Origin of the sequence: Pseudorhodoferax sp. LjRoot39 (assembly GCF_964253035.1) — a bacterium.
Lineage (GTDB): Bacteria > Pseudomonadota > Gammaproteobacteria > Burkholderiales > Burkholderiaceae_C > Pseudorhodoferax.
The window spans coordinates 6,882,700-6,905,637 of sequence record NZ_CAXUQL020000001.1 but is presented as its reverse complement, the minus strand read 5'-3'; the positions used below and the strand labels follow the sequence as shown (position 1 = coordinate 6,905,637).

General features: G+C 69.4%; 24 protein-coding genes. 15 read left to right on the top strand and 9 right to left on the bottom strand.

All coding sequences use genetic code 11. The features are described from left to right. Positions 1-9: 9 nt before the first annotated feature. The 5 genes from ACSQ4M_RS32255 to radC all read right to left on the bottom strand — a co-directional run bounded on the left by ACSQ4M_RS32255 (position 10) and on the right by radC (position 5,218). A complete protein-coding gene (locus ACSQ4M_RS32255; RefSeq protein WP_436193433.1) occupies positions 10-513 on the bottom strand; it encodes a methyltransferase domain-containing protein in 504 nt (167 codons plus the stop codon). After that, entirely contained in the window at positions 510-2,402 is a 1,893-nt protein-coding gene (locus tag ACSQ4M_RS32250) for an O-linked N-acetylglucosamine transferase family protein (RefSeq protein ID WP_436193432.1), read from the bottom strand. The genes ACSQ4M_RS32255 and ACSQ4M_RS32250 overlap by 4 nt, the downstream gene beginning before the upstream one ends. Positions 2,403-2,419: 17 nt before the next feature. Beyond that, positions 2,420-3,835, bottom strand: coding sequence for an efflux transporter outer membrane subunit (locus tag ACSQ4M_RS32245; protein WP_436193431.1), 1,416 nt, complete (start codon positions 3,833-3,835; stop codon positions 2,420-2,422). Between the two features lie 61 nt (positions 3,836-3,896). Beyond that, a complete protein-coding gene (locus tag ACSQ4M_RS32240) occupies positions 3,897-4,502 on the bottom strand; it encodes a Smr/MutS family protein (protein WP_436193430.1) in 606 nt (201 codons plus the stop codon). 29 nt (positions 4,503-4,531) lie between these two features. After that, positions 4,532-5,218, bottom strand: coding sequence for a RadC family protein (gene radC / locus ACSQ4M_RS32235; RefSeq protein WP_436193429.1), 687 nt, complete (start codon positions 5,216-5,218; stop codon positions 4,532-4,534). Between the two features lie 56 nt (positions 5,219-5,274). On the opposite strand from radC, the gene ACSQ4M_RS32230 reads away from it, so the two are divergent. Both ACSQ4M_RS32230 and ispH read left to right on the top strand, forming a co-directional pair. Beyond that, positions 5,275-5,736: an FKBP-type peptidyl-prolyl cis-trans isomerase gene (locus ACSQ4M_RS32230; RefSeq protein ID WP_114466157.1), complete on the top strand. Its 462-nt coding sequence runs from the start codon at positions 5,275-5,277 to the stop codon at positions 5,734-5,736. Position 5,737: 1 nt separating this feature from the next. After that, positions 5,738-6,682 carry a 4-hydroxy-3-methylbut-2-enyl diphosphate reductase gene (gene ispH, locus ACSQ4M_RS32225; protein ID WP_436193428.1) on the top strand — a complete coding sequence of 315 codons (945 nt, stop codon included), beginning with the start codon at positions 5,738-5,740 and terminating at the stop codon, positions 6,680-6,682. 9 nt (positions 6,683-6,691) lie between these two features. Here the strand turns inward: ispH and ACSQ4M_RS32220 are convergent, their stop codons facing one another. The 3 genes from ACSQ4M_RS32220 to ACSQ4M_RS32210 form a co-directional block, all read right to left on the bottom strand. Further along, a complete protein-coding gene (locus ACSQ4M_RS32220; RefSeq protein ID WP_436193427.1) occupies positions 6,692-8,401 on the bottom strand; it encodes a PhoH family protein in 1,710 nt (569 codons plus the stop codon). 154 nt (positions 8,402-8,555) lie between these two features. Then, positions 8,556-9,032, bottom strand: a complete 477-nt coding sequence (locus tag ACSQ4M_RS32215) for a peroxiredoxin (protein WP_056657231.1) — start codon at positions 9,030-9,032, stop codon at positions 8,556-8,558. 143 nt (positions 9,033-9,175) lie between these two features. Continuing rightward, on the bottom strand, positions 9,176-9,553 hold the full coding sequence (locus ACSQ4M_RS32210; RefSeq protein ID WP_436193426.1) for an Mth938-like domain-containing protein: 378 nt from the start codon (positions 9,551-9,553) through the stop codon (positions 9,176-9,178). 130 nt (positions 9,554-9,683) lie between these two features. Here ACSQ4M_RS32210 and ACSQ4M_RS32205 point away from each other — a divergent pair, with 130 nt between their 5' ends. The 6 genes from ACSQ4M_RS32205 to moaD are packed head-to-tail and all read left to right on the top strand — an operon-like array spanning position 9,684 to position 15,696. Then, positions 9,684-10,943: a pyridoxal phosphate-dependent aminotransferase gene (locus tag ACSQ4M_RS32205; protein WP_436193425.1), complete on the top strand. Its 1,260-nt coding sequence runs from the start codon at positions 9,684-9,686 to the stop codon at positions 10,941-10,943. Beyond that, entirely contained in the window at positions 10,940-12,262 is a 1,323-nt protein-coding gene (locus tag ACSQ4M_RS32200) for a homoserine dehydrogenase (RefSeq protein ID WP_436193424.1), read from the top strand. Before ACSQ4M_RS32205 ends, ACSQ4M_RS32200 begins: the two co-directional genes overlap by 4 nt. Next, positions 12,262-13,677: a threonine synthase gene (thrC, locus tag ACSQ4M_RS32195; protein WP_436194102.1), complete on the top strand. Its 1,416-nt coding sequence runs from the start codon at positions 12,262-12,264 to the stop codon at positions 13,675-13,677. Before ACSQ4M_RS32200 ends, thrC begins: the two co-directional genes overlap by 1 nt. Continuing rightward, on the top strand, positions 13,674-14,207 hold the full coding sequence (mobB, locus tag ACSQ4M_RS32190; RefSeq protein ID WP_436193423.1) for a molybdopterin-guanine dinucleotide biosynthesis protein B: 534 nt from the start codon (positions 13,674-13,676) through the stop codon (positions 14,205-14,207). The genes thrC and mobB overlap by 4 nt, the downstream gene beginning before the upstream one ends. Beyond that, positions 14,204-15,448: a molybdopterin molybdotransferase MoeA gene (locus ACSQ4M_RS32185; protein ID WP_436193422.1), complete on the top strand. Its 1,245-nt coding sequence runs from the start codon at positions 14,204-14,206 to the stop codon at positions 15,446-15,448. The genes mobB and ACSQ4M_RS32185 overlap by 4 nt, the downstream gene beginning before the upstream one ends. Then, a complete protein-coding gene (gene moaD, locus ACSQ4M_RS32180; protein ID WP_436193421.1) occupies positions 15,445-15,696 on the top strand; it encodes a molybdopterin converting factor subunit 1 in 252 nt (83 codons plus the stop codon). Before ACSQ4M_RS32185 ends, moaD begins: the two co-directional genes overlap by 4 nt. On the opposite strand, the gene dapA is transcribed toward moaD, so the two are convergent. Next, positions 15,683-16,573 (bottom strand): 4-hydroxy-tetrahydrodipicolinate synthase, encoded by an 891-nt coding sequence (gene dapA / locus ACSQ4M_RS32175; protein WP_436193420.1) that lies wholly within the window; start codon positions 16,571-16,573, stop codon positions 15,683-15,685. The two genes, moaD and dapA, sit on opposite strands and share 14 nt — an antisense overlap. A gap of 238 nt (positions 16,574-16,811) precedes the next feature. Between dapA and ACSQ4M_RS32170 the strand changes: the two genes are divergently transcribed. The 7 genes from ACSQ4M_RS32170 (at position 16,812) to ACSQ4M_RS32140 (ending at position 22,851) form a co-directional block, all read left to right on the top strand. Then, a complete protein-coding gene (locus ACSQ4M_RS32170) occupies positions 16,812-17,294 on the top strand; it encodes a molybdenum cofactor biosynthesis protein MoaE (RefSeq protein WP_436193419.1) in 483 nt (160 codons plus the stop codon). 92 nt (positions 17,295-17,386) lie between these two features. Continuing rightward, the gene (clpB, locus tag ACSQ4M_RS32165) at positions 17,387-19,987 is read left to right on the top strand and encodes an ATP-dependent chaperone ClpB (RefSeq protein ID WP_436193418.1); all 2,601 of its coding nucleotides are present in this window, start codon (positions 17,387-17,389) and stop codon (positions 19,985-19,987) included. A 35-nt stretch (positions 19,988-20,022) separates the two neighbouring features. After that, a complete protein-coding gene (locus ACSQ4M_RS32160; protein WP_436193417.1) occupies positions 20,023-20,376 on the top strand; it encodes a hypothetical protein in 354 nt (117 codons plus the stop codon). 56 nt (positions 20,377-20,432) lie between these two features. After that, the gene (locus tag ACSQ4M_RS32155; protein ID WP_436193416.1) at positions 20,433-21,206 is read left to right on the top strand and encodes a DUF2189 domain-containing protein; all 774 of its coding nucleotides are present in this window, start codon (positions 20,433-20,435) and stop codon (positions 21,204-21,206) included. A 5-nt stretch (positions 21,207-21,211) separates the two neighbouring features. Continuing rightward, positions 21,212-21,418: a DUF2788 domain-containing protein gene (locus tag ACSQ4M_RS32150; RefSeq protein ID WP_056657197.1), complete on the top strand. Its 207-nt coding sequence runs from the start codon at positions 21,212-21,214 to the stop codon at positions 21,416-21,418. A gap of 90 nt (positions 21,419-21,508) precedes the next feature. Further along, entirely contained in the window at positions 21,509-22,030 is a 522-nt protein-coding gene (locus ACSQ4M_RS32145; protein ID WP_436193415.1) for an RNA polymerase sigma factor, read from the top strand. Then, positions 22,027-22,851, top strand: a complete 825-nt coding sequence (locus tag ACSQ4M_RS32140) for a FecR family protein (RefSeq protein ID WP_436193414.1) — start codon at positions 22,027-22,029, stop codon at positions 22,849-22,851. Before ACSQ4M_RS32145 ends, ACSQ4M_RS32140 begins: the two co-directional genes overlap by 4 nt. Positions 22,852-22,938 lie beyond the last annotated feature (87 nt).

Below are 22,938 nucleotides of genomic sequence, written 5' to 3'. Positions count from 1 at the left end.
GCTGGGCTGTCAGGGGTTGGGCGTGTCGTCCAGCACCACCTTCTTCATGACCGTCAGCAGGTGGATGCCGCGCCACTCCTGCATCTCGATGCGGAACGCGCCCTGAAAGCCATAGATCTTGGCCCAGCGGTTCTGCCAGTCGAAGTACAGCGGGAAGGTCTCGTCGGTGATGAAGTTGACGTGCGTCGGGTCGCGGAAGGTGGTGGCATGCGGGTAGGCCGGTGTCATCGACAGGAACAGGCCGCCCTCCTTGAGCACACGCCAGACCTCGTTCATGACCTCGATGAAGGCGTTGCGCCGCTGCGGCGCGTAGATCAGCCGCGGCACGTGCTCGAGGAAGTCGTGCGCGGTCACGTACTCGAAGGCGTTGCTCTCGAACGGGATCGGCTCGACCACCAGGTCGGCCGCGCGGATGTTGCTGCCCAGGTCGCGCACATCCACGCCGAACACCTCGTCGGCATTGAAGGGGTTCTTGGGTTCGGGGCCGCAGCCGAGGTCCAGGGTCTTGGTCATGTGTTCTCCAGCGCCGGGCAGGCCAGCGCGTCGTGGGCGCCGCCGAGCTGGGTGCGGCGCCACATGGCGGTGTAGGCGGCCTCCAGGTGGCGGCGAAAGCCGTCGGTGTCGCTGAGGGCCTGGCCGTTTTCGCGCTGCAGCAGCCGTTCGCGCAGCGCGGCGCGGCGCTCCGGGTTCTGCGCGAGCTTGAGCGCCAGGTCTTCGTAGGCGGCCAGCGAATCGGTCGCCAGCTTGGGCAGCCCGGCGGCCTTGACCAGGCTGCCGGCCACGCGCGAGGGGAAGGAGTCGCCCACCAGGGTCACCACGGGCAGGCCGGCCATCAGCGCGTCGGCGGCGGTGGTGTGGGCGTTGTAGGGGTGGGTGTCCAGGAAGATGTCGGCCTGGCGGTAGCGGGCCAGGTGGTCTTCCACGCGCGGCACGCGGCCGGCGAAGACCAGGCGTTCGGGCGCGATGCCGCGCAGCGCGGCTTCCTGGCGCAGGTTGCGCTGCGTGGCCTCGCCGCGCGAGACCAGCCACAGCACGCTGCCGGGCACCTGGGCCAAGAGGCGCATCCAGACATCGAACACGGGCGGCGTGATCTTGTAGTCGTGGCTGAACGAGCAGAACACCACGCCCTCGTCGGGCAGGCCGCATTCGGCGCGCGTGGGCGTGCGCTCGGCGATCTGCACGCTGTCGTCCACGGGCAGGTAGGCGTCGGGCAGGTAGACCACCTGCTCGTCGTAAAAGGGCTTGTGCGCGTCCGGGATGATGTGGCGGTCGGCCAGGATGTAGTCGTAGTAGTCCACGCCCATGGTGCCGGGGTAGCCCAGGTAGTTGACCTGCACCGGCGCGGGCCGCCAGGCGAAGATGGCGGTGCGCGTGTCCGACGTGTAGCCGCCCAGGTCGATGGCGATGTCGATCTCGCGCTCGCGCATCCAGCGTGCGGTGCGCTCGGCCGTCCAGTCGCGCGCGTCGACGAACTCGTCGAAGGCCGCGAGGATGCGCCCGCGCAGCCGGCTGCCGTCGTCCACGCCCAGCGAGATGGCAATGGTCTCGAAGCGGCTCTTGTCGTGCCGCTCGAAGATGCCGCACATCAGGTGGCTGACCGGGTGCTCGCGCAGGTCGGGCGAGACGTAGGCGATGCGGATGCGCTTGTGGTGGTAGCGCTCGCCGTTCCACAGCGCCTGCGGCTGGCGCGGGTTCTGGTGCGCCGCGAAGATGCGCGCGGCGCGCTGGTGGCCCTGCGCATCGCTGGACGCCGACATGAAGGCCAGCGACTTGCACACGCGCTGGCCGGCGCGCACGCCGGCCACGATGCGCGCGCGCAGTGCGTCGAAATCGGTCCAGTCGCACACATGCAGGCGTTCGAAAAACAAGAGGCCCAGCGCGTAGTCGGCATCGGGCTTGACCTGCACCAGCCGCTCGAACATCGCGATGGCCTGGGCGCTCTGCTTGAACTCGGTGAGCAGGATGCCGCAGTTGCCCAGAGCGGACGGATGGTCGGGTGCGAAGCGCAGGATCTGGTTGAAGCGCTCCAGCGCGTCGTGGTGGCGGTACATGGCGCGCAGCAGCGCGCCGCTGTTGAGCAGCACGTCGATGAAGTCGGGCTGCAGCGCGAGCGCGCGGTCGTAGGCCGCGAGGGCTTCGTCGTTGCGGCCCAGGCCCTGCAGCACGGTGCCGTGCAGGTGGTGCAGCGGCGCGAAGCCCGGCGCGGCGGCCACGCCGGTCGCGCAGCGCTGCAGCGCGGTGGCCGGGTCGCCAGCCTGCCAGGCGATCAGGCCCAGCGAGTAGTGGGCCGGGCCGTTGGCGGGGTCGGCGGCGAGCACGGCGCGGAACTGCGCGGCGGCCTCGTTGGTGTGGCCGCTGCCTTGCAGCTGGATGGCGCGCACCAGGGTGTCGGAGATGGACATGCGTGGTTCTGAGAGGTTCAAGTGCCGGCGCGGGCGCCGCCGCCCAGGGCCTTGTAGAGCTGGGCCGAGGCGTCGAGTTGCGCGCGGCGCAGTTCGATGGCGGTCTGCTGCACGCCGACCAGGTCGCGCTGGGCGTCCAGCACCTCCAGGTAGCCGACCATGCCGCCAGCGTAGCGGGCCTGGGCGATCTCGAGCCGGCGCTGCTGCGCGCGCTGGTTGGCGGCAATGGCCTGCAGCTGATGGGCCAGCGTGCGCTGGGCCGAGAGCTGGTCGGCCACCTCGCGGAAGGCCTGCTGGATGGTTTTTTCGTACTCGGCGATGGCGACGCGCTTGCGCGCCTCGGCCACGTCGGCCTGGGCCTCCAGGCGGCCGCCGTCGAACAAGGGAAAGCTCAGCGCAGGCTGGAAGTTCCAGGCGCCGCCGCTGAACAGCGTGGCCAGCGCGGGGCTGGCGAAGCCCAGCCCGGCGGTCAACACGATCTTGGGGAAGAACGCGGCGCGCGCGGCGCCCACGTTGGCATGCGAGGCGGCCAGGCGCTGCTCGGCTGCCAGCACGTCGGGCCGCAGCAGCAGCACCTCGCCTGGCAGGCCGGCGGCGAGCGACTGGCCCAGGGCCTGGGCGGTGAGCGTGCCGCCGGGCGGCAGCGCGGCAGGAGTCTGGCCCACCAGGAACTGCAGGCGGTTGGTGGCCAGCGTCTGCTGGTGCGTGGCCGCGAACAGCGTGCCGCGCGCGCTCTCCAGCGCGCCGGTGGCCTGCTGCACGTCGTAGTCCTGCACCGCCCCGATCTGCTGGCCGCGCGCGAGCAGGTCCAGCGATTCCTCGCGCAGTGCCAGATTGGCGCGTGCCAGGGCCAGGGCCTCGTCCTGCTGCAGCAGCGCGAAGTAGGCGCTGGCCACATCCGACACCAGCGAGAGCTGCAGCGCACGCTGCGCCTCCTCGGTGGCCAGGTAGCTCGCGCGCGCGGACTCGGACAGCCGGGCCAGCCGGCCCCAGAAATCGAGCTCGAACGACACCGTGGAGACGGCCAGGTCATAGCGGTCGGCGTTGGATTGCGCATCCAGCCCGCTCAGCGCCGGTGGCGAGCGCTGGATCGCAGCCTGCGCGCCCAGGTTCACGCCGGGCAGGCGGTCGGCGCGCGTGATGCCGTACTGCGCGCGTGCCTCCTGCACGCGGGCGGCGGCGATGTGCAGGTCGCGGTTGTGCTCGAGCGCAGCGGCGATCAGCGCCTGCAGCCGGGCGTCGGCGAAGTAGCTGCGCCAGTGGATGCGCGTGGCGTCCTGCCCGCCCTCGGTCAGCTGGCCTGGCCAGACCGCGGGCACCGGCGCCTGCGGGCGCTGCAGCGGCGCCTGCTGCGCGCAACCGGCCAGCAGCAGCGCGGCGCACAGCGCGCCCAGGGCGCGCGGAGTGGCAGGGCGGGGCAGGCATTGGCGCATGGCGCGGGCAGTCTAGTGCCGGGTGGCGCCGTTCTGCGCGCCCGCGTATGCCTTCTGTCGCTCAGGACTGCGGTTTGAGCAGGACCACCAGCGCGCCGGCCCCGCCTTCGTCGGCGCGGGCCTGCACGAAGGCCAGCACTTCCTGCTTCTGGATCAGCCAGGCCTGGACCTTGGACTTGAGCACGGGCACGCGGCCGGGCGAGCCCAGGCCCTTGCCGTGCACCACGCGCAGGCAGCGCAGCCCCTGGCGGTGGGCATCGCGGATGAAGGCCGACAAGGCTTCGCGCGCATCCGCGCGGCGCAGGCCGTGCAGGTCGAGCTCGCGCTGCAGGCTCCACTCGCCCTTGCGCAGCCGGCGTGTCACATCGGTGCCGATGCCGGGGCGGCGAAAGCTCATGGCGTCGTCCACGTCCAGCAGCGTGGTGGCGTCGAACTCGTCGCTGAGGCTTTCCAGCAGCACGCGGTGCTCGTCGAGCTGCTGCTGCACCGGGATCGGCGCGGGCTGCTCGGGTACCAGCCGCACGCGCGCTGGCTGGCGCAGCGGCAACACCGGGCCAGCCGCATCGGCGAACAGGTTGCGCTCGGCTTCGGCGCGGCGCCGGGCCTCGCGGCGCGCGGCCTCGTGTTCGGCCGCCAGGCGCTGCTGTTCGGCGAGATGGCCGCGCATGGCGGCGAGGTCCTGCAGCGAGCGGGCCCTCACAGCAGCCCCCGCTCGGCGAGAGACAGCGCCTGGCCGGGCGCGACGATCACGTGGTCGAGCACGCGCACATCGACCAGCGCCAGCGCGGCCTTGAGCTGCTGCGTGAGCAACTCGTCGGCGCGCGAGGGCTCGGCGCAGCCGCTCGGATGGTTGTGGGCCAGCACGACGGCGGCGGCATGGTGGGCCAGCGCGCGCACCACCACCTCGCGCGGGTAGACACTGGCCTGTGACAACGATCCGCGGAACAGCTCCTCGAGCGCGATGAGGCGGTGCTGGCTGTCCAGGAACAGCACGGCGAATACCTCGTGTGGGCGACTGGCCAGCTGCAGCTGCAGGTAGTCCTTGACCTGCTGCGGTGCGCTGAACAGCGGGCGTTCGCGCAGCTGCTCGGCCAACGCGCGGCGGGCCAGTTCGAGCACGGCCACGAGTTCGGCGCGCTTGGCCGGGCCCAGGCCCTTGATGCGGGCGAGATCGGCCGCCGTGGCACTCAGCAGCCCGGCCACGCCGCCGAAACCCAGCGGCGGCGGTGCGAGCAGTTCGTCGGCCATGCGCAGCACGCTCTTGCCCTGGATGCCAGTGCGCAGCAGCAGGGCCAGCAACTCGGCATCGGCCAGCGCCTGCGGCCCGCGTGCCAGCAGCTTTTCACGCGGCTGGGCATCGATGGGAAGGTCTTTCAGCGCCATGGCGGGGACCCGGCGGGCCGGGTTTTTACAATGGCGCCAGTTTATCGAGGCTTCCCATGACCCCAGACTCCGCCGCCGCGCCCGTGGTGCACCCCGGCTCCTTCCTGACCCTGCACTACCGGCTGGCCGGTCCGGGCGGCGACATCATCAACACCTTCGGCGGCAAGCCGGCCACGCTGTCGCTGGGCGCGGGCGAGCTGTCGCCCGCGGTCGAAGAACGTCTGCTCGGCCTGGCCGAGGGCACGCACACGCATTTCGAGCTGCCGGCAGGCGCCGCCTTCGGCGAGCGCAACCCCGAGATGCAGCAGTGGGTCGCGCGCGGCCTGCTGGCCAAGCTGGGCGACCCGGACGAGAAATACAGCGTGGGCGACGTGGTGCAGTTCCCCACGCCGGACGGCACGGGCAGCTACGCGGGCGCGGTCATCGCGCTCAAGGACACGGCCGTGCAGTTCGACTTCAACCACCCGCTGGCCGGCCAACCCGTGACCTTCGAGGTCCAGCTGATCGGGGTGCTGTGAGATGACAGGCAAGGTCAACGACATCGTGCTGGCCGAGCCGCGTGGCTTTTGCGCTGGCGTGGACCGCGCCATCGAGATCGTCGAGCGTGCGCTGGCCAAGTTCGGCGCGCCGATCTACGTCCGCCACGAGATCGTGCACAACACCTACGTGGTCAACGACCTCAAGTCGCGCGGCGCGATCTTCATCGAGGAGCTGGACGATGTGCCGCCCCACGCTACGCTGGTGTTCTCCGCCCACGGTGTCAGCAAGGAAGTGCAGCGCGAGGCCGAGCGGCGCGGGTTCCATGTCTTCGACGCGACCTGCCCGCTGGTGACCAAGGTCCATGTGGAGGTCGCCAAGCTCCACAAGGAAGGCTTCGAGTTCATCATGATCGGCCACAAGGGGCATCCCGAGGTCGAGGGCACGATGGGCCAGCTCGACAGCGGCATCCACCTGGTCGAGGACGTGGCCGACGTGGCCCGCGTGCAACCGGGCCAGACCGAACGGCTGGCCGTGGTCACGCAGACCACGCTGTCGGTGGACGACGCGGCGGAGATCGCGGCCGCGGTCAAGGCACGGTTTCCGAACGTGCGCGAGCCCAAGCAGCAGGACATCTGCTACGCCACGCAGAACCGGCAGGACGCCGTCAAGGTGCTGAGCCCGCAGGTCGACATCCTGATCGTGGTGGGCAGCCCCACGAGTTCGAACAGCAACCGGCTGCGCGAGCTCGCCAAGAAGCTCGGCACCGAGAGCTACATGGTCGACAGCGCCGACGAACTGCGCGCCGAATGGTTCGAAGGCCGGCCGCGCGTGGGCCTCACGGCCGGCGCATCCGCCCCCGACGTGCTGGTGCAGCAGGTGATCGAGCGCCTGCGCGCGCTGGGCGCACAGGCGGTCCGCAAGATGGACGGCGTGCAGGAAACCCTGAAGTTCCCGCTGCCCAAGGGTCTCAAGCTCGAGGCTTGAGGCCGGTCTCTACAGCACTTCGCTGGCGAAGTCCGCGAGCCGCGAACGTTCACCGCGCGCCAGCGTGATGTGGCCACCGTGCGGCCAGCCCTTGAACTTGTCGACCGCGAACGTCAGGCCCGAGGAGCCTTCGGTCAGGTAGGGCGTGTCGATCTGCTGCAGGTTGCCCATGCAGACGATCTTGGTGCCCGGGCCGGCACGCGTGATCAGCGTCTTCATCTGCTTGGGCGTCAGGTTCTGCGCCTCGTCGATGATCACGTACTTGTTCAGGAAGGTGCGGCCGCGCATGAAGTTCATGCTCTTGATCTTGATGCGCGAGCGGATCAGCTCGTTGGTGGCCGCGCGGCCCCATTCGCCGGCGCTGGTCTCGGTCTTGGCCAGCACCTCGAGGTTGTCGTCAAGCGCGCCCATCCAGGGGCCCATCTTCTCTTCCTCGGTGCCGGGCAAAAAGCCGATGTCCTCGCCCACGCTGACGGTGGCGCGCGTCATGATGATCTCGGTGTAGCGGCGGTCGTCCAGCACCTGCGTGAGGCCCGAAGCCAGCGCCATCAGCGTCTTGCCGGTGCCGGCGTTGCCGGTCAGCGTGACGAAGTCGACCTCGGGGTCGAGCAGCAGGTTCATCGCGAAGTTCTGCTCGCGGTTGCGCGTGGTCACGCCCCAGACGGCGTTCTTCAAATGGTTGAAGTCGCGCAGCGTCTTGAGCACGGCGGTCTTGGCGCGGATCTCGGTCACGCGTGCGTACAGGCTGGGCTCGCCAGGCGCCTCGAAGTAGACGAACTGGTTGATGTGCAGGCTGGGCACGACGGGGCCGGCGATGCGGTAGAAGGTGTGTTGGCCCTGCTGCCAGCTCTCCACCGTCTTGCCGTGCTTGGCCCAGAAATCCGGCGGCAGCGCCAGCGCGCCGGAGTACAGGAACTCGCCGTCTTCCAGCGTCTTGTCGTTCTGGTAGTCCTCGGCCGCCAGGCCCAGGGCCCTGGCCTTGACACGCATGTTGATGTCCTTGGACACCAACACCACCTCGCGCGGCGCATGCTCGCGGCGCAAGGCTTCGACCACGCCCAGGATCTGGTTGTCGGCCTTGCCCTGGGGCAGGCTGGCCGGCAGCTTGTCGTCCAGCGCGCGGGTCTGGAAGAACAGCTTGCCGCCGGCTTCGCGGTGGCCGGTGACATCCAGCGGCAGGCCGACGGCGATGTCGGCATTCGGCGCACCGGCCAGTGCGTCCAGCGTACGGCTGGTCTGGCGCGCGTTGCGCGCCACTTCGCTCATGCCCTTCTTGTGGCCGTCGAGCTCCTCGAGCACGATCATCGGCAGGTAGACGTCGTGCTCCTCGAAGCGGAACAGGCACATCGGGTCGTGCATCAGCACGTTGGTGTCGAGCACGAACAGCTTGGACGGGCCGGCCGACTTGGCCGGCTTGCGCTTGCGGGCGGGTGCCGCGGCGGGGGTGTCCGTGGCGGCCTGGCGGCGCGTGCGCGCCGGCGGCGCGTCCACTGCCTCGCGCATCACGGGGACGTCGACGGCCACGCCAGTGTCGCGCAGCGCGGCGACGGGCGCTTCGTCCTGGGCTTCGCGCGGCGTGTGCGCCGGTTCTTCCGAAGCGGTCTCGGTGAAGCGCGCGCGTGCGACCCGCGCCGGTTTGGAGGTGGCGCGCGCAGGCGCGTCGAAGGCGTCAGGAGACAGGGTGGCAGCGCGCTTTGCGGGGGGCGGGGGCAGAGGCATGGGGCGTCGTGTTTCCTGGGAAGGACCAAAAACGAAAAAGCCGCCCGGTCGCCAGGGCGGCTTTTTGGTGGGATGCGCGAGGAGCGTCTCCTAGGGGCATGGAACCATTATGCATGACCCCCGTGACAGCCCTTCGCGCGGATGACCGCAGTGCTCAGACGGTCGTGTTGAGTTCCTTGACGGCCGCCAGGACTTCGTCCACATGCCCAGGGACCTTGAGGCCGCGCCATTCCTGCTGCAGCGTGCCATCGGCGCCGATCAGGAAGGTGCTGCGCTCGATGCCCTTGACCTTCTTGCCGTACATGATCTTGTTCTTGACCACGCCGAACATGTGGCACATCTTCTCTTCGGTGTCGGCGATGAGTTCGAAGGGCAATTCGAGTTTGGCCTTGAACTCGTCGTGCGACTTCATGTTGTCGCGCGAGACACCGAACACCGTGGCACCGGCCTTCACGAAGTCCTTGTACTTGTCCCGGAACTGCATGGCTTCGGTGGTACAACCGGGCGTGTTGTCCTTGGGATAGAAATACAGCACCAGGACTTGGCCCAAATGGGAGGTGTTGGAGACTTTCACGCCGCCCGTGGCGTTGGCTTCGAATTCAGGGATGAGTTTGTTGACAACGATCGCCATATGTTTGAATCTCGGGAGTCGGAAAGTGGTCGACAGCCGCGGGTGTATAGGACTGTGCGGCCCGCGCGGCAACCCTTGATTTTACCCTGAAAATGCTCTTCGCGTTCCCTTGTTACAGGGAGCGCGGTGCGGGCGTGCATGCGTCACACCGCTGGCTCCAGCAGCAAGGCGACCACCACATCACGGCCTTCCTGGGCCAGGATGTTGTAGGTGCGGCAGGCGGCGGCCGTGTCCATGGTCTCCACGCCGATGCGCTTGGCGATGAGGGGCCGCAGCCACGCAGCCTGCGGAAAGCGCAGCCGCTCGCCGCTGCCGAAGATCACGACCTCGCAATCGATCTCGGCCAACTGGGCGAAATGCTCTGCGGTGAGGTCCTCGAAACGCTGGCACGGCCAGGCGTCGCGCTGGCCGCGCGAGCCGATCACCACGCTGTGCGCAATGCGGTCGGCTTGCACCCCGATCCAGCCCGGGCCCAGGGCAGTGATGGTCTGGACGTCGGATTTGTCGGGCTGCAGCTTCATGGGAAGGGGGAGGTATGCGGGCCGGGAATTGCCGCGAACTGTGGTCAAATTATAGGTTTTCGCTTCAACAGGCACGCCGGTGGGGCCGTGGCGCAAGCCGCCTGAAGCACGAGGGGCACAAGAGGACTCCATGAAAACCGTCCGTAAATCCGCCAAGCTCTCCAATGTCTGCTACGACATCCGCGGCCCCATCATGGACGCCGCGCGCCAGATGGAGGAAGAGGGCCAGAAGATCATCAAGCTCAACATCGGCAACCTCGCGGTGTTCGGCTTCGATTCGCCCGAAGAGATCCAGCAGGACATGATCCGCAACCTGCCGAACTCGGCCGGCTACTCGGACAGCAAGGGCATCTTCGCGGCGCGCAAGGCCGTCATGCACGAGACCCAGAAGCAGGGCATCAAGGGTGTGACGCTGGACGACATCTACCTGGGCAACGGCGCCAGCGAGCTGATCGTGATGGCCACCAATGCGCTGCTCAACGACGGCGACGAGTTGCTGCTGCCCGCGCCCGACTACCCGCTGTGGACGGCCGCCGTGAGCCTGTCCGGTGGCACGCCCGTGCACTACCGCTGCGACGAGGCCAATGGCTGGATGCCCGACCTGGACGACATCCGCGCCAAGATCACGCCGCAGACCAAGGGCATCGTGGTCATCAACCCGAACAACCCGACCGGCGCGCTGTATTCCGACGAACTGCTCAAGGCGCTCGTGGCCATGGCGCGCGAGCACGGCCTGGTGCTGTTCGCCGACGAGGTCTACGACAAGGTGCTCTACGACGACGTGAAGCACACGGCCATCGCCAGCCTGTCGGACGACGTGCTGACGCTGACCTTCAACTCGCTCTCCAAGAGCTACCGCAGCTGCGGCTACCGCGCCGGCTGGCTCGTGGTCTCGGGCGACAAGAAGCCCGCGCGCGACTACATCGAGGGCCTGAACATGCTCTCGAACATGCGGCTGTGCGCCAACGTGCCGGGCCAGTGGGCGATCCAGACCGCGCTGGGCGGCTACCAGAGCATCAAGGACCTGGTGCGCGAAGGCGGCCGCCTGCGCCGCCAGCGCGACCTGGCCTACGAACTCATCACGGCGATTCCGGGCGTGAGCTGCGTCAAGCCCAGCGCTGCGCTGTACATGTTCCCTCGGCTGGACCCCAAGATCTATCCGATCCAGGACGACCAGCAGTTCATCCTCGAGATGCTGCAGGAGACCAAGGTCATGCTGGTGCAGGGCACCGGCTTCAACTGGCCCACGCCCGACCATTTCCGCATCGTGTTCCTGCCGCACGAGGACGACCTGCGCCTGGCCATCGGCCGCATCGCGAGCTTCCTCGAGCACTACCGCAAGCGCCATTCCGTTTCCTCTTCCTCCACCGCACAAGCGGCTCTCGCATGAAACCCATCCAGGTCGGCCTTCTGGGCATCGGCACCGTCGGCAGCGGTGTCTTCAACGTTCTCGCGCGCAACCAGCAGGAGATCCGGCGCCGCGCCGGCCGTGGCATCGAGATTGCGACCGTGGCTGACCTCAACGTCGCGCGTGCGCGTGAGATCGTCGGCGCGGACGTGCAGGTCGTGGCCGATGCGCGCGCCGTGATCGCCGACCCCAGCATCGACATCGTGGTCGAACTGATCGGCGGCTATGGCATCGCCAAGCAACTGGTCCTCGAAGCCATCGCGGCTGGCAAGCACGTGGTCACGGCCAACAAGGCGCTCTTGGCCGTGCACGGCACCGAGATCTTCGCCGCGGCCCAGGCCAAGGGCGTGATCGTGGCCTTCGAGGCCGCGGTGGCCGGTGGCATCCCCATCATCAAGGCGCTGCGCGAGGGCCTCACGGCCAACCGCATCCAGTGGATCGCCGGCATCATCAACGGCACCACCAACTTCATCCTGTCGGAGATGCGCAGCAAGGGGCTGGACTTCGACGTGGTGCTGAAGGAGGCCCAGCGCCTGGGCTATGCCGAGGCCGACCCGACCTTCGACATCGAGGGCGTGGACGCCGCGCACAAGGCCACCATCATGTCGGCCATCGCCTTCGGCATCCCGGTGCAGTTCGACAAGGCCTATGTGGAAGGCATCACCAAGCTGTCGGCGCAGGACATCCGCTACGCCGAGCAGTTGGGCTACCGCATCAAGCTCCTGGGCATCACCAAGCGCGTGGAAAAGGGCGTGGAGCTGCGCGTGCACCCCAGCCTGGTGCCAAGCAAGCGCCTGATTGCCAATGTGGAGGGCGCGATGAACGCCGTCGTCGTGCAGGCCGATGCCGTGGGCACCACGCTGTACTACGGCAAGGGCGCCGGCAGCGAGCCCACCGCCAGCGCCGTGATCGCCGACCTGGTCGACATCACCCGCCTGCACACGGCCGACCCCGAGCATCGCGTGCCGCATCTGGCGTTCCAGCACGATGCGCTGAGCGACCTCAAGGTGCTGCCCATGGGCGAGGTGGTGACCAGCTACTACCTGCGCCTGCGCGTGGCCGACCAGGCCGGCGTGCTGGCCAAGGTGACAGGCTTGTTGGCCGAGGCGGACATCAGCATCGACGCGGTGCTGCAGCGCGAGGCCGACGAGGTCGGCGGCGAGGGCTCGACGCAGACCGACGTGATCATCCTCACGCACGACTGCCAGGAAGCCCGCATGGACGCGGCCATCGCCAAGATGCAGGCTCTGCCCACCGTGCTGGCGCCGATCACGCGCATCCGCAAGGAAGAGCTGAATTGATGCGTTACCTCTCCACCCGGGGCCACCCGGACCGCAAGCAGTTCTGCGAGATCCTGCTCGAAGGCCTGGCGCCCGACGGCGGCCTGTACCTGCCCGAGCAGTACCCGCAGGTCGACGCGGCCACCTTGGCGCGCTGGCGCCAACTGCCCTACGCCGAGCTGGCCTTCGAGATCCTGTCGCTCTACATCGACGACATCCCGGCCGCCGACCTCAAGGCGCTGTGCGCCAAGACCTACACGCGCGAGGTGTTTGGCACCGAGGCCATCGTGCCGCTGCGCCAGCTTGAAGAAGGCGTGCACCTCGAAGCCCTGTCCAACGGCCCCACGCTGGCCTTCAAGGACATGGCCATGCAGCTGCTCGGCAACCTGTTCGAGTACGAACTGGGCCGCCGCGGCGCTGAACTCAACATCCTGGGCGCCACGAGTGGCGACACCGGCAGCGCGGCCGAATACGCCATGCGCGGCAAGCAGGGTGTGCGCGTGTTCATGACCTCGCCGCACGGCCGCATGAGCGCGTTCCAGCAGGCCCAGATGTTCAGCCTGCAGGACGCCAACATCCACAACCTGGCCGTGGACGGCGTGTTCGACGACTGCCAGGACATCGTCAAGGCCGTCTCCAACGACCTGGAATTCAAGCGCCAGTACCGCATCGGCACGGTCAACTCGATCAACTGGGCGCGCTTGCTGGCCCAGGTCGTCTACTACTTCGCGGGCTACTTCCAGGCCACGAAGACCGAAGGCGAACGCGTCAGCTTCACCGTGCCCTCGGGCAATTTCGGCAACGTCTGCGCCGGCCATGTGGCGCGCATGATGGGCCTGCCGATCGCCCAACTGGTCGTGGCCACGAATGAGAACGACGTGCTCGACGAGTTCTTCCGCACCGGTGTCTACCGCGTGCGCGGCAGCGCCGACACGCACGAGACCTCCAGCCCGTCGATGGACATCTCCAAGGCGTCCAACTTCGAGCGCTTCGTGTTCGATCTGCTGGGCCGCGACGGCGCACGCACGGCGGAGCTGTTCGGCACGGGGCTGTCGAAGACCGGCCGCTTCGACCTGTCGGCCGATCCGCTGTTCGCGCAGGCCGCTACGCGTTTCGGCTTCGCCAGCGGCAAGAGCACGCACGCCGACCGCCTCGCGACCATCCGCGACACCTTCAGCCGTTTCGGCCAGATGATCGACACGCACACGGCCGACGGCCTGAAGGTCGCGCGCGAACACGTGGCGCCGGGTGTGCCCATGGTGGTGCTCGAAACGGCCTTGCCGATCAAGTTCGCCGAGACCATCGTCGAAGCCTTGGGCCGCGCGCCCGAGCGGCCGGCCAAGTTCGAGGGCATCGAAGACCTGCCGCGCCGCGTGCAGCGCGTGCCGGCCGACGCGGAAGTCGTCAAGCGCTACATCGCCGAACACTGCGCATGAAGGTCGTGGGCTTCGCCGGCTACTCGGGCGCCGGCAAGACCACGCTGATCGAGCGCCTGATCCCGCTGCTCAAGGCCCGCGGCGAGACGGTCTCGGTCGTCAAGCACGCGCACCACGGCTTCGACATCGACACGCCGGGCAAGGACAGCTGGCGCCACCGCGAAGCCGGCGCGCAGGAGGTGGTCGTCGCCTCGGACCGCCGCCTGGCGCTGCTGCGCGAGTACGCCGCCGAGCAGGCGCCGACCGCGCGCGGCCTGATCGCCGAGCTGCGCCAGGACGTGGACTGGGTGCTGGTCGAAGGCTTCAAGCACGAGGACCTGCCGCGGCTGGAACTGCGCCGCGCCGGCGAGCAGCGCCCCGCGCGCTACCCCGAGGATTCGCAGGTCCGCGCCGTGCTGACCGACGCGCCGGCCGTGCTCCAGCCCGCCCCCCTGTGCCCGGTGCTGGATCTGAACGACGTGCCGGCGCTGGCCCGTTGGCTGGCCGACAATGCCGCGCAGTTCGCCCACCGTACCGACGAGGCTCCATGAACCATCCCGCCGCCAAGCTCAAGACCCTGGACGAGGCCTTGGCCCAATTGCTGGGTTGCGCCGAGCCGCTGGCCGCCGCCGAGACCGTGTCCACCTTCGATGCCGACCACCGCGTGCTGGCGCGCGATGCGGTGTCCGGCCTGCAGGTGCCGCCGCTGGACAACAGTGCCATGGATGGCTATGCGCTGCGCTGCGCCGAGGTGCCCGTCGCGGGCGCCGTGCTGCCCGTGTCGCAACGCATTCCGGCCGGCAGCACCGGGACGGCCCTGGCCGCCGGCACCGCCGCGCGCATCTTCACGGGCGCGCCCGTGCCCGAAGGCGCGGACGCCGTCGTGATGCAGGAAGACTGCGAGCTGCTCGACGACGGCCGCATCCGCGTGCGCAGTGTGCCCACGCCGGGCCAGTCCATTCGCCGCGCCGGCGAGGACGTGGCGCTGGGCGCGACCGTACTCGCGCAGGGCACGCGGCTCACACCGGCCGCGCTGGGCATGGCGGCCAGCATCGGCCTGGCGGAGCTGACCGTCGCGCGGCGCCCGCGCGTGGCCCTGTTCTCCACCGGCGACGAACTCGTGATGCCGGGCGAGGTGCCGCCCGCGCAGATGCGCCCGGGCGCGATCTACAACTCCAACCGCTTCTTCCTGCGCGCGCTGCTGCAGCGCATGGGCTGCGAGGTCAGCGACCTGGGCATCGTGCCGGACCGGCTGGATGCCACCGTCCAGGCCCTGCGCAGCGCGGCCCAGGGCCACGACCTGGTCCTGACCAGTGGCGGCGTCTCGGTCGGCGAGGAAGACCACGTCAAGCCCGCCGTGCAGGCCCTCGGCCAGCTCGAGCTCTGGCAGATCGCGATCAAGCCCGGCAAGCCGTTTGCCTACGGATCGATCCCCGGCGGCGACGGCGCGGCCTGCCATTTCATCGGCCTGCCTGGCAATCCGGTGTCCAGCCTGGTCACCTTCCTGATGCTGGTCCGCCCGTTCCTGCTCCAGTTGCAGGGTGCTGCGCACACGGCGCCCGCGGTAGTCCACCTGCCGGCCGCCTTCGAATGGAAGCGTGCCGACCGGCGCCGCGAGTTTCTGCGCGCGCGCCGCAATGCCGAAGGCGCGCTGGAGCTGTTCCCCAACCAGAGCTCTGGCGTGCTGACCTCCGTGGCCTGGAGCGACGGGTTGGTCGACACGCCTGCCGGCCAGCCGATCGCACGCGGCGACACCGTGCGTTTCCTGCCCTTCGAGGACCTGTGGGGATGAAGCTTTCCGTCCGTTATTTCGCCTCCATCCGCGAAGGCCTGGGCCTGGGCCAGGAAGCGGTGCAGACCGAAGCAGCCACCGTCGGCGCGCTGCGCGACGAACTCCGCGCGCGCGGCGGGGCCTATGCCGAGCTGCTGGCCCGTGGCCGCGCCGTGCGCGTGGCCGTGGACCAGCAGATGCAGGACGAAACCGCCGCGCTGCACGAAGGCGCGGAAGTCGCCTTCTTCCCACCCGTCACGGGCGGCTGAGCAGGCCGTCCTCCAGCGCACGCAGCCGCTGGCGCAGGGCGGGCGAGGCGCTGGTCATCGGCGCGCGCAGACGGTCGCCCATCTGCCCGGCCTCGGCCAGCAAGGCCTTGATCGGGCCGGGATTGGGCTCTGCGAACACCGCCTGTACCCAGGGCAGCAGCGGCTGCCATAGCGCGCGGGCCTCGGCCAGCGCGCCAGCCTGCAGCCGTTCGATCACCTGCACGAAGCGCTCGGTGTGCCGGTGCGCGCTGGCTGTGATCGCGCCGCAGGCCCCCAACGCCAGGCTGCTGAAAACCTGCGCGTCCTCGCCGGCCAGCACCGAGAGCCGGCCGTCGGCGATCAGCGCCGCCGTCTTGCCCGCGTCGCCGCCGCAGTCCTTGATGGCCTGGATGCGCGGGTGGTCGGCCAGCGCCAGCAGCGTCTCCAGCCGCAGTTCCGTGCCCGTGCGGTAGGGAATGTCGTAGAGCACCAGCGGCACAGGGCTGGCATCGGCCAGGGCGCGGAACCAGCCCAGCAGCCCCTCCTGCGAGGGCCGGGTGTAGAACGGCGCCGCCACCAGCACGCCGGCCACGGGCCTGGTGCAAACGGCTTCCAGCTGGGCCAGCACGCCTTGCAGCCGGTAGCCGCCCACGCCCATCAGCACGGGCAGGCCCTGGGCCGCGGCCAGCGTGGTGTCCAGCACGGCCAGCTGCTCTTCGGCCGTCAGTGCGGCGGCCTCGCCGGTGCTGCCGCAGGGGACGAAGCCGGCCACGCCGCGCTGGCACAGATCGCGCACCAGGGCGCTCAGCGCGGCGTGGTCGACTTGATCGTCGGCGGTGAAGGGCGTGACCAGTGGAATCCACAGGCCGGAGAAGAGGGAGGCAGAAGACACGAGCATTCCTTTCGATGGGTACAACAAGACCGTCGGGGTCGACCATCGAAGGGGGAGCGCGCGCGAAGCTCGTGCAGGAGGGCTGCCAGGGGTTCCGTCGCACATCCGACGACGGAACCGCAGCCCCGGTCAGACGAGCGGCGGTTTGTTCGCTTTTTTCGCGCAGCAGCCGGCCACGGGTGTGGTGCTGGGGGCGATCAGGGCGAACATGGGGCGCCACTATAGCTTGCGCGAGAATCGCCGCATGTCTCTTCCCCGCGTCAGCATCCAGACCGCCGACTTCGACCTCGGCGTGGAGATCGCCACCCTGCGCGCGCAGGACGCCCGCGTGGGCGCCGTCTGCAGCTTCGTCGGCACCGTGCGTGACCGCCATCCCGACGCCCCGGGCCAGGTCACGGCGCTGGAGCTGGAGCACTACCCTGGCATGACCGAGCGCGCCATCGAGGCCATGGTCGATGCGGCCTTCGCGCGCTTTCCGCTCTATGGCGCGCGCGTGGTGCACCGTGTGGGTCCGCTCGCGCCCACCGACCAGATCGTGCTGGTGGCCGTGACCTCGGCCCACCGCGGCGCCTCCTTCCAGGCCTGCGAGTTCCTGATGGACTACCTCAAGACCCAGGCCCCGTTCTGGAAGAAGGAGCAGACGCCCGAAGGCGGCCGCTGGGTCGACGCCCGCGTCAGCGACGACGCGGCCCTGGCGCGCTGGGGCATCACCGCGCAGAACGCCTGATCCAGATCAAGCTGTCGGCGCGCACCGATAGCGCTGCCCTTGAAACGGGCGCATCCTCGCCCCATGTTCGTTGCAATTCGGAGAACTCGAACATGCGAATCGACAAGCTCACCACCAAGTTTCAAGAAGCCCTGGGCGACGCCCAGTCCCTCGCGTTGGCCAATGACAACGCCTACATCACGCCCCAGCACGTGCTGGTCGCCATGCTCAAGCAGCAGGACAGCCCGCGCCCGCTGCTCGAACGCGCGGGTGCCAACGTGCAGGGCCTGCTGGCCGCGGCCGAAGGCGCGGTCAAACGCCTGCCCCAGGTGCAGGGCCAGGAGCAGGTCCAGCCCGACCGCGACCTCGTGACGCTGCTGCAGGCCTCCGAGAAGGAGGCGCTCAAGCGCGGCGACCAGTTCATCGCAGGCGAGCTGTTCCTGCTCGCCTTCGTGGACAGCAAGATCGACGCGGCCAAGCTGCTGCGCGAGAACGGCGTCTCGCGCAAGGCGCTGGAATCGGCCATCGACGCCGTGCGCGGCGGCCAGAAGGTCGACAGCGCCGAGGCCGAGGGCCAGCGCGAAGCCCTCAAGAAGTACACGCTGGACCTGACCGAGCGCGCCCGCATGGGCAAGCTCGACCCGGTGATCGGCCGCGACGACGAGATCCGCCGTGCCATCCAGGTGCTGCAGCGCCGCACCAAGAACAACCCCGTGCTGATCGGCGAGCCCGGCGTGGGCAAGACCGCCATCGTCGAAGGCCTGGCCCAGCGCATCGTCGCCGGCGAGGTGCCCGATTCGCTGAAGGGCAAGCGCGTGCTGTCGCTGGACATGGCCGCGCTGCTGGCCGGTGCCAAGTACCGCGGCGAATTCGAAGAACGCCTGAAGTCCGTGCTCAACGAACTGGCCAAGGACGAGGGCCAGACCATCGTCTTCATCGACGAGCTGCACACCATGGTCGGCGCCGGCAAGGCCGAAGGCGCGATGGACGCCGGCAACATGCTCAAGCCCGCCCTGGCGCGTGGCGAGCTGCATTGCGTGGGCGCGACCACGCTGGACGAATACCGCAAGTACATCGAGAAGGACGCCGCGCTGGAGCGCCGCTTCCAGAAAATCCTCGTCGGCGAGCCCAGTGTGGAGGCGACCATCGCCATCCTGCGCGGCCTGCAGAACAAGTACGAGGCGCACCATGGCGTGCAGATCACCGACCCGGCCATCGTGGCCGCGGCCGAGCTGTCCAACCGCTACATCACCGACCGCTTCCTGCCCGACAAGGCCATCGACCTGATCGACGAGGCCGCGGCCAAGATCAAGATCGAGATGGACTCCAAGCCCGAGGTCATGGACCGGCTGGACCGCCGCCTGATCCAGCTGCAGATCGAGCGCGAGGCCGTGCGCCGCGAGAAGGACGAATCCTCGCAGAAGCGCTTCGGCTTGATCGAGGACGAGATCGCCAAGCTGCAAAAAGAGATCGCCGACCTCGACGAGGTCTGGCAGTCCGAGAAGGCCGAGGCGCTGGGCTCCAAGGAGGTCATGGAAGAGATCGAGAAGTTCCGCTTCCAGGTCGAGGAACTCAAGCGCAAAGGCGACTTCAACAAGGTCGCCGAGATCCAGTACGGCAAGTTGCCCGAGCTGGAGAAGAAGCTCAAGGAAGCGCAGGACAAGGAAGCCGGCAAGGGCGTGGGCCATGGCGCGCGCCTGCTGCGCACCCAGGTCGGCACCGAGGAGATCGCCGAGGTCGTGGCGCGCGCCACCGGCATCCCCGTGTCCAAGCTCATGCAGGGCGAGCGCGAGAAGCTGCTGCACATGGAAGACAAGCTGCACCAGCGCGTGGTGGGCCAGGACGAGGCCATCGTGGCCGTGGCCAACGCCATCCGGCGCTCGCGCGCCGGCCTGTCCGATCCGAACCGGCCGACCGGCTCCTTCCTGTTCCTGGGCCCCACGGGCGTGGGCAAGACCGAGCTGTGCAAGGCGCTGGCGGGCTTCCTGTTCGACAGCGAGGACCACCTGATCCGCATCGACATGAGCGAGTTCATGGAGAAGCATTCGGTCGCCCGCCTGATCGGCGCGCCCCCGGGCTACGTGGGCTACGACGAGGGCGGCTACCTGACCGAGGCCGTGCGGCGCAAGCCCTACAGCGTGCTGCTGCTCGACGAGGTCGAGAAGGCGCACCCGGACGTGTTCAACGTGCTGCTGCAGGTGCTGGACGATGGCCGCCTCACGGATGGCCAGGGCCGCACCGTGGACTTCAAGAACACCGTGATCGTGATGACCAGCAACATCGGTTCGCACCTGATCCAGGCCATGGTCGGCCAGGACGCGGAGGACATCAAGGAGGCGGTGCAGGGCGAGCTCAAGAACCACTTCCGGCCCGAGTTCCTGAACCGCATCGACGAGACCGTGGTGTTCCACGCGCTGGACGCGCAGCACATCGAGGCGATTGCCAACATCCAGATCCGCGCCTTGCGCGAACGGCTTGCGCACCTGGACCTGACGCTGGACGTTTCCCCTGCCGCGCTTGCGGAGTTGGCCAAGGTCGGCTTCGATCCGGTGTATGGTGCCCGTCCGCTCAAGCGGGCGATCCAGCAGCGCATCGAGAATCCGCTGTCCAAGATGCTGCTCGAAGGGCGTTTCGCGCCCAAGGCGGTGATTCCGGTGGATGTGGACCCGATCCAGTCGCCGGGTGAATTCCGCTTCGACCGGGTGGTGCACTGATGATCGCGGGCACGCAACAAAGGAGTGATGGGGCCGTGGGTGATTTCGTAGCGGGCCTCGTACGCCTGATGTTGCAGGTGGCCTTGCTGGTCGCGGGGCTGGCGGTGGCGGCCGGCCTCGTGCTGGCGGCGGCCGTGCTGGCCGTGGTGTTCGGCTTGCGGCTGCTGTGGGCGCGCCTCACCGGCCGGCCCTTCATCCTCAAGTTCGGCGGCATGGGTGTGGACCCGGCCGCCAGCTGGCGTCGCTACCGCAGTTGGCAGCAGCAGGCCACCAGCCCGCGGGGCCGCACCGCACCGGAAGCCGCGCCCGGCGAGCCCTCGCCCTTCAGCCCGCCCGGCGCCATCACGCAGGACGTGGAAGACGTCCAGCCCAAGACGCCGCGCAGCTGACCTGATCGCTTGATGCAGGTCAACGCGGCCTGCACTGCGCCATGGGAGCATGGCGCATGCCCCACCACAAGGCCAACAGTGCCCTGACCGAAAGCCGGCGCCATGCCGTGCGCACCGTCGGCGCCGGTGCGCCGCTGCGCTGGCTGGCGCGTGGGTGGGCTGACCTGTGGCGTTGCCCGTTGCCGGGGTTGCTGCACGGCTTGGTACTGGCCGGCTTCGGTGCCGCGCTCGCACTGGTGGCCCATGCCGAGTTCTGGCTACTGGCTGGCGCGTTCTCGGGGTTTCTTCTGGTCGCGCCCGTCGCGGCCACGGGCCTGTATGCGGTCAGCCGTGCGCTGGAACGCGGAGAACGGCCCACTCTGGCCACGGCGCTGCGCGTGTGGTGGCCCCGCGATGGCCGGCTCGTGCTGTTCGGCGTCCTGCTGGCCTGCGCGGGCACTGGCTGGGTCGTGACCTCGGCCGCGCTCGTCACGGGTTTCGCGCCGGGGATGGTGCGGCGGCCTGAGGATTTCCTGCTGCTGGTCGTCGCAGCCGGGCAGGGCTGGCTGTTCGAGGCCTGGCTGGCGCTGGGGGCGTTGCTGGCCGCGCCCGTGTTCGCCTCCAGCGTCATTGCCATCCCGCTGCTGCTGGACCGGCGCATCGGCGTGCTGGCGGCCGTGCTGACGAGCTGGCGCGCGGTGCTCGAAAACCCGCTGCCCATGGCGCTGTGGGCCGTGCTGCTGGTGGGCCTCACGCTGCTGTCCCTGCTGCCCGCGCTGCTGGGCCTGGTGCTGGTGGCCCCCTGGCTGGCCCATGCCAGCTGGCACGCCTACCGCGAGCTGGTGGCCTGACCCGCATGTTCGGCTACACCGAAGCCCAGATCGCCTGGTTCGGCATGACCTTCGGCCTCGGCGCCTTCATGCTCTACATGCTGTTCATCATCCTGCAGCTGGCGCGCGAGTCGAAGGCCGGGCGCTTCGGAACCTTCGTGCTGCTGCTGGGGCTGGGGCTGGGCATGGTCGGCTTCGCGGCCAAGGGCGTGATCAAGTTCTTCCTGAGCTGAGCGGGCCGCCGGCGGCGGCCAGGCCGTGGCCGGTTGATAATGCGAAATATTCTCATCTTTCGCGGACTGGACGTCCACCGCCGCCTGCCCGTGCTGCACTCCCGTCCCTCCTCACCGCTGCTGGCCGCGCTCGTGCGGCATTACGACACGCTGGTCGCGCAGCTGCGTTGGCGCTTCGGCGACGGTGGGCTGGCGCGCGAGGCGGTGCACGACGTCTGCGTGGACCTGCTGGAGCGCCCGCGCCACGACCCGGTGCGCGTGCCGCTGGCGTTGCTGCGGCGCATGTCGCACGACCGCGCCGTGGACCGCATGCGCACGCAGGACCGGGAACGCCACTGGATCGATGCGGTCGAGCAACTGCCCGAGGTGCCATCCGACCAGGCCGGCGTGGCGGACACGCTGCAGGCGCGCCAGGAGCTGGAGCTGCTGTGCCGCACCATCGAGGCCATGCCCGAGCGCTGCCGGCAGGTGTTCGTGATGCACAAGATCCACGAACTGCCGCATGCCGAGGTGGCGCAGCAGCTCGGCATTGCGCACAAGACAGTGGAGAAGCACCTGCGGCTGGGCATGGCGGCCTGCCGCACCGCGTTGCGAAGAGGGGGCCGCGCATGAAGCCGCAGCCCTTGCCCGCGCCGGCCGACGAGGCGCTGCAGCGCCACCGCCAGGCGCTGCGCGAGCGCTTTCCGCTGCCCGCGCGCGGGGAGCCGCCGCCGCCCGTGCGCCGGCGCAAGGCACCCGCCGTGGCCTTGCTCTGCGTGGCCGGCGCAGCGGCGCTGCTGGCCTGGATCGACCCGGCCTGGCGCACCGAGCGTGTCGCCACGCGCGCCGACCAGCGCCTCGTGCTGAACCTGTCGGACGGCAGCACCGTGACGCTGGACACCGCCACCCGGCTGCGCGTGGAACGCCACCTGCGTTCGCGCCGCGTGGCGCTGGAGAGCGGCCGCGCGCTGTTCGAGGTGGCGCCCTCGGCCTGGCGCGTGTTCACGGTGGATGCCGGCGCGGCACAGGTCCGTGTGCTGGGCACGGCCTTCGACGTGCGGCGCTGGGGCGAGGACGTGGCCGTCACCGTGCTGCGCGGGCGCGTGGCGCTGCAGGGCCGCGCCGCCGCGGGCGTGACGCTGGAGCCTGGCCAGCGGGCCGATGCGCAGGACGGCCTTCTCGGCCCGGTGCGCCGTGTCGACGCCGAGGCTGCCACGGCCTGGCGCGACGGGCGCTTCGTGTTCCAGCGCACGCCGCTGGCCGAGGTGCTGCGCGAGATCGCCCGTTACCGCGGCCAGCCGGTGCACCTGGCCAGCCCGGCGCTGGCCGGCCTGGAGGTCTCGGGCGTCTACCGCACGGCCAACGCCGCGGCCCTGCTCGACCTGCTGCCCACGCTGCTGCCGGTGCGCGTGCAGCACGCCGCCGACGGCAGCGCCACGGTGGTGGCGCGCTGAGCGAAAAAAAATTGCGCCAGGGGTAGGGTTCGTGGCCGCGCCGGACGGCTTGTTCTCCAGATGTCCACCACCACCCAGGAGAGCGCT